Annotated in this window: 7 protein-coding genes and 1 tRNA gene; 3 read left to right on the forward strand and 5 right to left on the reverse strand. The window is 67.1% G+C overall.

The genetic code is table 11. The annotated features are described in order from the left end of the window. Together A9X04_RS18555 and A9X04_RS18560 are read right to left on the reverse strand one after the other, a co-directional pair. Positions 1–380 (reverse strand): DMT family transporter (locus A9X04_RS18555; RefSeq protein ID WP_197509224.1); only part of this gene is annotated, 380 nt, incomplete at its 3' end. 66 nt (positions 381–446) lie between these two features. Further along, entirely contained in the window at positions 447–2,804 is a 2,358-nt protein-coding gene (locus A9X04_RS18560) for an MMPL family transporter (RefSeq protein WP_067923561.1), read from the reverse strand. A 194-nt stretch (positions 2,805–2,998) separates the two neighbouring features. Here A9X04_RS18560 and A9X04_RS18565 point away from each other — a divergent pair, with 194 nt between their 5' ends. Together A9X04_RS18565 and A9X04_RS18570 are read left to right on the forward strand one after the other, a co-directional pair. Further along, positions 2,999–4,237 carry a GNAT family N-acetyltransferase gene (locus A9X04_RS18565; RefSeq protein WP_067923564.1) on the forward strand — a complete coding sequence of 413 codons (1,239 nt, stop codon included), beginning with the start codon at positions 2,999–3,001 and terminating at the stop codon, positions 4,235–4,237. A 175-nt stretch (positions 4,238–4,412) separates the two neighbouring features. Further along, positions 4,413–4,488, forward strand: a tRNA-Lys gene (locus A9X04_RS18570). A gap of 102 nt (positions 4,489–4,590) precedes the next feature. Here A9X04_RS18570 and A9X04_RS18575 read toward each other — a convergent pair. Beyond that, complete coding sequence (locus A9X04_RS18575) at positions 4,591–5,838, reverse strand: cytochrome P450 (RefSeq protein WP_082975096.1); 1,248 nt, start codon at positions 5,836–5,838, stop codon at positions 4,591–4,593. 223 nt (positions 5,839–6,061) lie between these two features. Then, entirely contained in the window at positions 6,062–6,457 is a 396-nt protein-coding gene (locus A9X04_RS18580) for a hypothetical protein (protein WP_156764415.1), read from the reverse strand. A gap of 602 nt (positions 6,458–7,059) precedes the next feature. On the opposite strand from A9X04_RS18580, the gene A9X04_RS18585 reads away from it, so the two are divergent. Continuing rightward, complete coding sequence (locus tag A9X04_RS18585; RefSeq protein WP_067923569.1) at positions 7,060–8,802, forward strand: DUF3556 domain-containing protein; 1,743 nt, start codon at positions 7,060–7,062, stop codon at positions 8,800–8,802. A 4-nt stretch (positions 8,803–8,806) separates the two neighbouring features. On the opposite strand, the gene A9X04_RS18590 is transcribed toward A9X04_RS18585, so the two are convergent. Next, on the reverse strand, positions 8,807–9,034 hold the full coding sequence (locus A9X04_RS18590; protein WP_067923571.1) for a DUF3618 domain-containing protein: 228 nt from the start codon (positions 9,032–9,034) through the stop codon (positions 8,807–8,809). Positions 9,035–9,037: the final 3 nt, after the last annotated feature.

The following is a 9,037-nucleotide window of genomic DNA, read 5'->3' on the forward strand; positions in this document are numbered from 1 at the left end:
GCCTGCTCACCGCCGCGGTGACCGTGATCGTCGTCGTCGGCAATCCGCAGGCCGGCCCACATCCACTCGGCCCCGGTCACCCTGCGATGGAACAACCGGGCGTTGATCGGCAGCGCGAACAGCAGCGAGCACATCAGCAGCGCCTGGACCAGCAGCACCGATCCCTGACCCAACGCGGCCGCCTGCAACGCGACGCTCCCGGCGAGCAGCAGCGCGCCAAGCCACCACCGCTGATTGCGCAGCAGGGTGGCGAACAATTCGACGTGGCCAACCGAGCGGTCCTCGATGCAGTGCGCGGCGCGTTGCTGCAGCACGTCGCCGATCGCGACGCACAGCGCCGAGGCCAGCGCCAGCAGGATGGCAATATCCGCCTTGGCCATCAGGGATTCTCCGTCGAGATCGGATATGAGCACCAATACCGTTGCACCGCAGTGGATTTCACTGAATCAGCCACGGTAGGACGCGGCTTTGGTGGGCCACCTCCGGATCGAGGGGCGCTGCGGCTCCGGCGCGTCGGCGGCCCAGCGACGCTGCCCCACCGCGGCGGCAGCGTCTTCACCGGTCTCGGACCGCTGCCGCAGCCACTCCAACGGTCTGGGCGCCCACCACGTCCACCGGCCGAGCAGGTGGATGAACGCCGGAACCAGGACCATCCGCACCAGGGTGGCGTCGGCCAATACGGCAAGGGTCAGGCCGAGCCCGAGCATCCGCATGAAGGACACGTGCGCCGGTATCAACGCGGCGAACGAGATCGACATCACCAGCGCCGCGGTGGTGACCACCCGCCCGATGCCCGCGATGCCCAAGGCCGTGCTCTCGTCCGTGGCGGCGCGCGCCTCCGCGGCGGTCGGCGGCGTCTCCTCGATCGCCTGCGACGCCAGCCAGTATTCGTGGATCCGCGACACCAGGAACACCTCGTAGTCCATCGCCAGCCCGAAGGCGATGCAGAACAACAGCACTGGGATGTTCGCGTTCAACGTCCCGTTGGGCGTCGTCCCCAGCGCACCCAGGTTGCCGTCCTGGAAGATCCACACCATGGCCCCGAACGCGGCCGTCAGCGACAGCAGGTTGCACGCCAGTGCCTGCAGCGGCAGCACCGCGCTGCCGGTCAGCAGGAACAGCAGCGTGAACGTGATGAGGGCGATCAGCGCGAAAACGACGGGCAACCGCTTGGTGATTGCGCCGACGCTGTCGCGGTTGATCTGGCTCAGCCCCGTCATCTCCACCGACCGCGCCGCCGGTCCGGGGACCTTGTGCAGTTGGTCCAGCTGGGTGTTCGAGGCTGGCGAATAGAGCGGCGCGCTGCTGGTCACGGTGAAGAAAGCGCTGCCGTTGGCGGCGCCGGTAGCCGCGGCGGGCGGTCCCACCCGCCGACCCTCGACGAACGTCCCGGTCGGGGCGGTGACCGCGGACACGTCGGACACGCGCGACAGGGCGGCGGCATAGTGGTCCAGCTCGGCCGGGCCCACACCCTGTGCATCGGGAACGACCGCCGTGACCCCCGTCCCGAAACCGTTGGCGAAATCGTTGTCGAGCATGTCGGCGACCTGGCGCGCCGAGGCCGACCGGGGCAACACGCGCTCGTCTGGAAAGCCCCACTTCACGCCCAAAAACGGCACCCCCAGCAACAACAGCAGCGCGACGACGCTGAGGCCCACCGGCAGGGCGTGGCGCAACACGTACCTGGTCGACCTGTACCAGAACTGCTGCTCGAGCGGTTTGTGCGCGTGATCCCGGAACGACCGCTGCCCGTGCAGGATGCGATGCAGCAGCGGACGCGCGTCCAGCGCATCCAGCCGGGGGCCGAGCAGCGCGATCGCGGCTGGGGTGACCACGATCGCCGTCACCGCCACGATCACCGCGGTGGCCACGATGGTGTAGGCCGAGGATTCCAAGAAGTACATCGGGAACACCGCCATCACGGCCATCGACAATCCGACCGTGGTGGCGGAGAACAGCACCGTCCGGCCCGCGGTGGCCATGGTCCGCATCAGCGCCCGCTCCCGGTCGCCGCTACGGGCCAGTTCCTCGCGGTAGCGGCTGATGATCAGCAGGTTGTAGTCGATCGCCAGGGCAAGCCCCATCGCGATGCTCAGGTCCAGGGCGTACGTCGAGACGTCGGTCGCGAAGGTGATCAGCCGCAACACCGACATGGTGCAGCCGATGGCCAGCGTGCCGAGCACGATCGGCAGCGCCGCCGCCACCACACCACCCAGCACCCAGACCAGGACCGCGAAGCTGAGCGGGATCGCGATGGACTCCATCAACAGGAGGTCCCGCTCGTTCTGATCGTTGATCTGGGCATACGCCACGGCCATGCCCCCGGCGCGCACGGTGACGCCGTCGCGGTCGTGCACCAGTTCGTCGGTGAGGGTGCCGGCGTACTTCTGGGCGTCGTCCTCCCCGCCCTTCAGGTCGGCCACGATCATCCCCGACTTCTGGTCTTTGCTGACCAGTTGGGCGGCGGCCTGGGGCGGTGACGTCCACGCCGAGGACACATTCAAGACCCACGGCGATGTCTTCAGGCGGTTAGCGATGTCGGTTCCGACGTCGCGCGCCAGGTGGCTCTCGACGCCGGCCGGGGCCGTCACCACGATCAGCATTTGCTGATCGGTCTGGTTGAACTTGTCGCGAAGCACATTGGTCGCCCGCGCGGACTCCGAGGTCGGGTCCTGAAACCCGCCGCCCGACAGTTTGTTGATCACAGGGAGGCCGAAGACCGCCGCCCCGACGAGCACCAAGGCAGCGACCGCAATGATGCGGCGCGGCGCGGCGATGGCAAGGCGGGTGAGTGCTTGCAGCACGGTTAGTCCTTTCAGCGCTAATGGCCCCGGCGTATCCCTATACCCGAACGGGCGAACCTGACCCACCTTCGTCAGGGCCGGCCCGGTGACGTTTGGCAATTCACCACTCGGGTATCGAACGGGAGGGGCCCCCAATAGGTCATTCGCAGTGCGAAGTGCCGTTTTGGCTGGGCTATAAGCGGATTGGATGAGCGATGAACTCGACCGACAACGCCATCAGCATGAGGCATCCGACCGAAGACGACCTGCAAGCCGTCTACCGGAATCAGGCCCGTACCTTCGGCGACCCGGTGGACGACGTTGCCATCGAGGCGTGGAAACGCCGCGTCAGCGTCAACGACATCCTGGTGGCCGAGGACGTCTCCGATCCGCAACAGCCGTTGCTGGTGGGAACGTCCATCATCTACCCGACCCAGCTGACGGTGCCGGGTGGAACCAGCCTGCGGGCCGCATGGCTGACGATGATCGCCGTCGCGTCAACGCATCAGGGCAAGGGGGTATGGGCACAGCTCAGCGCCAAGGGGCTGGGCATACTCATCGACCGCGGTTACCCGATCGTCTTCGGTGTGCCGACCCAGACCGCGATGTACGACGGCTTCGGCGCCGGCGTGGCGAGCTACCTCCGCAGCTACCGCATCGACCGCCGATTCGCCAAGCTGCGCACCCCGCCGAGCGAGATCAGGGCTCGCGAGGTGCACACCGACGAAGCGCAACACCTGCTGCCGAAAATCTACGAAAGATGGTGCGCCACAACGCCCGGCGCGGTGACCCGCGACGACGCCTGGTGGGCGGACTACTTCGACGACAGGCCAACCCAGCGCGGGAATGGGACCGCGCTGAACTACACGATCCATCCGGACGGCTTCTTGACGTACCGGGTCGTCGGCCAGTCGGACCACGGGTACCGACCCCCGTTGGGGACCGTCGTCGTCGAGGACTTCTGCCCCGTCACGGACGAGGCGCACACCGAGTTGCTGCAGACATTGCTGGTCTTGGAGATGTTCGACACCGTCGAGATCGACGTGCCGGCTGACGACCCGCTGCCGCTCAAGCTCACCGACCTGCGAGCCGCGGAAACCACCGGCGTGAACGATTTCCTGTGGGTGCGGATCAACGATGTCCCCGAGGTCCTCGGCACCCGCGCCTACGCCGCCGACCTCGAGGTCACGCTGGAGGTCGACGACCCGCTCGGCCTGGCGGGCGGACAATTCCTGCTGCAGACCCGTGACGGCGTGGGAAAGTGCACGCCGCACGACGGTTCCGCCGACGTGAAGGTCAGCCTGGCCGATCTCGCCACCATGTATATGGGCGCGCACAGCGCCTCCGAACTCAGCCGAACCGGCCGGATCACCGAGCTGCGGCGGGGCACACTCCACGACCTGAACGCCGCCTTCGCCACCGACCGGGCCCCGTACTGCGGGACGCTCTTCTGAGCCGATCGTTGTGCGCAACAGGTGCTTTCGTCGACCATTAGCGCCGGAACGCTCGCACGGGCGCCAACCATCCCGCCCCCTCCCGGCGGTGTTGGCTATCCTGGAAGGGATCGGAGGATTTCGCACCGCGGCAGGACGCCTGTTATTGTCGCGTACGCGGTCTCGGCCGTCGAAAGCGCCGTTAGCTCAGTTGGTAGAGCAGCTGACTCTTAATCAGCGGGTCCGGGGTTCGAAACCCTGACGGCGCACCACAGACGTACTCAACATTTCCGCCTATGACCAGGATGGATGCGTCGGCACCGCGCGAAGGCTCGGCGATCTGCACGGCGGGTCCCGTCGGCCGGACGTTCGGTTCATCGCACCGTCGCGCGGGAGCCTGAGCCGGCCGTGCTCAACTCGGCGTCGGCTGTGCCCCAGCTCAGCGGGAGCGACTTGAGGGCAAAGCTCTTCGAGGGGAACTTGATCTCCGGGATGTACCCCGGCGGGACTTCGAAGTCCGGGATGCGCTTGAGCCACTCGTTGACGACGATCGTCAGTTCCATGCGTGCCATGTGGGAGCCGATGCAGCGATGCGGCCCGCCCCCGAACCCCCAGTGGCGGTGCACCTTTCCGTCCATGACCAAGTCGTCGGTCGATATCTCGTCGCTACCGTCGCGGTTGATCGCGGCCGTGCACAACCGTACTGGTGTGCCGGGGGGAAGGGTCATGCCGCCGACCTTGACGAAGTCGGTGGTCACCCGCGCGGCCAGGGGGGCCGCCGGCTCGAGCCGGACGATTTCTTCGATGAAAACCTTCACCTGCCCTGGTTCGTCGCGAAGTTCCCTGCGCAGCTGGGGTCTGCGCGCCAGTTCGAACAGCGAGAACCCGATGGCCGCGGCCACGGTGTCCAGACCGGACAACACCAGCAGGTGGCTCATGCCGAGGAGCTCGAGGTCACTTAGCTCCCCCGGGCCGATCATCACCCGGGATAGCATGTCCGAGCCCGGCTCCCGCCGGCGTCGCAAGATGGCGTCGGTGAAGTAAGCCAGCAGCTCGTTGCCCTCGGGTCCGCCGTCCACCGCGGCGTCCTTCCAGCCGATCACACGGTCCCGGTCTTCCAGCGGCAACCCGTAGAGGTCCATGAACACCTGGTACGGGTAGAGCCGCGCGAAATCCGCCATCACCTCGCATCCGCCCCGGCCAGCGAGGTCAGCGATCATCTCGACGGCGTGGCGTTCCATCACGGGCCAGGATTCGGCCAAGGCGTGCGGGCTGAAGTGCGGTTGCAGGATCTTGCGGTAGCGGGTGTGCTCGGGGGGGTCGAACGCCGATGGCAGCACCGGCAACGGGCTGCCGGGAGGCTGCAGTGCCAAATGCGCCGAGAAGAGATTGGGTTGGCGTAGCGCCGCCAGCACATCCTCACGGCGGGTCAGGTAATACGCGCCGTTCATGAAGACGACGGGCCCGGCGTCCCGCAAAGCCTTCCACCCGACACCTCGATCGGCGGCCAACGGCAACGCGGAATGCTCCAGCCGCGGTAGGTGAAACTTCCCCGGCTGGCACGCCTCGGGTGTATCCGAGTGGATGGGCCCCGAATTGAGTTCTTGTGCATTCGATTTCATCGACGTTCCGCCGGACTCGTGAGGGAGGGTTGACTAATAGCTGTGGACATGTCGGTTCCTCGAGGATGCGAAGGGATGAGCGCCCGACGCTCAGGGCGTCGCAGGGCGCCGCGATATGGGGATCGGCTATGAGCCGCGCAAACGCGCAGCGTCAAAACGAAATTGGTCTGCGCGTGGGCTGTACGGGCCTAGTCGGAAGGCGCGAAAGGTGGGAGTGGAACCCTCAGCAGCGGATAACGCAGAGCCGGGTGGAGTTGTCTCGGTGGTCGGGAACGGCCGCAGGCGCGACGCGGACCGGCGGCGGCTCGGCCGCGGCAAACGAAGTCGGCAACGCCAACCAGCCGCCTTGGTGCGTCATCGGAGGCCAGCTGGTCGGCCGGTCGCGTGTCATCCACATGCTGTGGAACGGCTTTTTGTCCGTCGACGTCGAGCCGGTTGCCGGGCCATGGTCGGCACGGCTGATCGTTTGGGCAGCGTCAGCGCGCGCATGACCGGCTTGCGTTTGCGTACTTTGGGTTTGCTGGGTCCACGCCGCCGGCTCGGGGAGCGTGCCCGCTGCGAACTGCGGGCGCAGGGAGGATCCGGCGATCAAGGCGACGAACAGGCTCAGCGCCGACACGACGGCGACGATCGACCGCCGTCGTCGCGTCATCCGAGCGCTCTCACGGCCCACAGTGGCAGGACTGTACAAGGCATTACTTGTCAGCTGGCCATCAATGAGCTGTGAAAACGATCCGAGTCGGGTGCGCGGCGTCGGGTTCGTGACCAACCTCACCCGGTCCGCACTGACCCGGCGCGAAAGGTGTTCCTGGACACCGACTTTGCAGTTGGTAGCCGCTTCCGTGCTGCATGGTTTGCCAGTCGACCGCCGCTAGGAGGCGTACGGGACGCGGCGTCGGCGCCACCGCTCGCCACCGAAAACGGCGCCGGCTGCCCCGGATTCGGCTGCATTCGTGACCGGGCCCGGTCGCGCCACTTCCTCAATGTGCCGAAACCACTGCGCTGCAGATTGTTCGGGTCGCACCGTAACATCCGAACAACGCGGCGCCGCGTGCAGTGACTGCCCCATATTGGCGAGAACACCGACCGCCGCCGGGGCGCAAGGAACCGACTCTATTTTTGACGCCGTATGCCCCCGCGATAGCTGTTGCTCCAGGTATTTTTTGCTGCACCGGTTGGCGCCGACCCGCTACCGGGTACGAGTGCGTCGAAGGAGCCGCCATGGGGTTCATCCAGCCGAACCTGCCCGTCGTCGACATCGCCGACTGGAGCAAGCAGAGCCGCGCGCAGCGGATCGTGCCGATGGTGCGCCACATCGCGGAAAACGGGTTCGGCACCCCGCTGGTGATGCATGTGATGTACGGGGTGAAGATCGCGCTGTACGTTCTCGGCGGCTGGGTGTTCGGGTGGTGCACGGCGGGCATCGGCGGCTTCACGGGCGTCGCCGCGTGGTGGTCGGAGCCCATCGTGTTCGAGAAGGCCGTGCTGTACACCATGCTGTTCGAAGTCGTCGGGCTGGGCTGCTGCTTCGGGCCACTGGCCGGGCGTTACTTCCCGCCGATGGGCTCCATCCTGTACTGGCTGCGCCCCGGCACCATCCGGCTGCCACCCTGGCCCGACCGGGTCCCGCTGACCAAGGGCACCGTCCGCAGCCCGATCGACGCGGCGCTCTACGCCGCGCTGCTGGTGTTGCTGGCGATCGCGTTGGTCTCCGGCGGCACCGGCCCAATCCCCGCCCTGCACACGCAGATTGGGGTGCTGGCGCCCTGGCACACCGTGGCGATCCTGGCGGTCCTGGCCGCCGTCGGCCTGCGCGACAAGGTCATCTTCCTGGCCGCCCGCGGCGAGGTCTACGCGCCGCTCGCGCTGGTGTTCCTGTTCTCCGGGGCGGACTCGATCATCGGGGCCAAGGTGGTCTTCATGGTCATCTGGCTGGGGGCGGCCACCTCAAAGCTCAACCGGCACTTCCCGTTCGTCATCTCGACGATGCTGGCGAACAACCCGTTCATCCCGTCGGGCCCGCTCAAGCGGTCGATGTTCAAGCGCTATCCGGACGACCTGCGCCCCAGCGCGCTGGCGGGTTTCATCGCGCACTTCTCCACCGCCGTCGAGGGCCTGGTGCCGCTGGCGTTGCTCTTCTCCCACGGCGGCTGGCCCACGGCCATCGCCGCGTTCGTGATGATCGTGTTCCACCTGAACATCCTGCTGGCCTTCCCGATGGGGGTGCCGTTGGAGTGGAACGTGTTCATGATCTTCGGGGTGCTGTCGCTGTTCGTGGCGCACGCCCGCCTCGGACTGTCCGATCTGGCCCACCCGTTGCCGGTGGCGATCCTCTTCGTGGTCATCGCCGGAATCGTCGTCGTCGGAAACCTCTACCCGCGCAGGGTGTCCTTCCTGCCGGGCATGCGGTACTACGCGGGCAACTGGGACACCACCGTGTGGTGCGTCAAGCCATCGGTCGACGAGAAGTTCCGCACCGGGTCGCGCGCGTTGGGACCCATGCAACACCTGCAGCTCGAGCGCCTCTACGGCTCCAGGGAGGCGACCCTGGTCCCGCTTCACCTCGCCATGGCGTTCCGCGGGATGAACACCCACGGCCGCGCGCTGTTCACCCTGGTGCACCGCGCGCTGGCCGGCTACGACGAGGACGACTACAACCTGTGCGAGGGCGAGGTCCTGTGCTCGATGGTGCTGGGATGGAACTTCGGCGACGGGCACATGCACAACGAATGCCTCATCGAGGCCTTACAGCAGCGCTGCGACTTCCAGCCCGGTGACGTGCGGGTGGTCATTCTGGACGCCCAACCCATCCACGTCCAGCGGCAGGAATACCGGCTTGTCGACGCGGCGACCGGCGAATTCGAGCGCGGCTACGTCGACGTCGAGGACATGGTCGCGGCGCAGCCATGGGACGACGACATTCCGGTGCACGTTCAGAGCGGCACGGGTGCCGGCATGACCTGAGGCGTCAGCGGTTGCGCACCCGGTGCACCACCACCACGACCACGAGGGCACCGACGCCGGCCAGGGTCACCGTCACCGCCGGCTTCTTCACGAACTCGATCGCCTTCGCCTTCAGGTCGTCGGCGAGGCGGCGCGGGTTGGCCCGCACGGCAAGAGTGTCGACGGTGGCCGCCAGCTGGTCGCGGGCGACGTCGATGTCCCGCTTGATGGCCTCGGGGTCCCGGTCCGCCACGTG

This window comes from Mycobacterium sp. E3247, from assembly GCF_001667785.1.
Lineage (GTDB): Bacteria > Actinomycetota > Actinomycetes > Mycobacteriales > Mycobacteriaceae > Mycobacterium.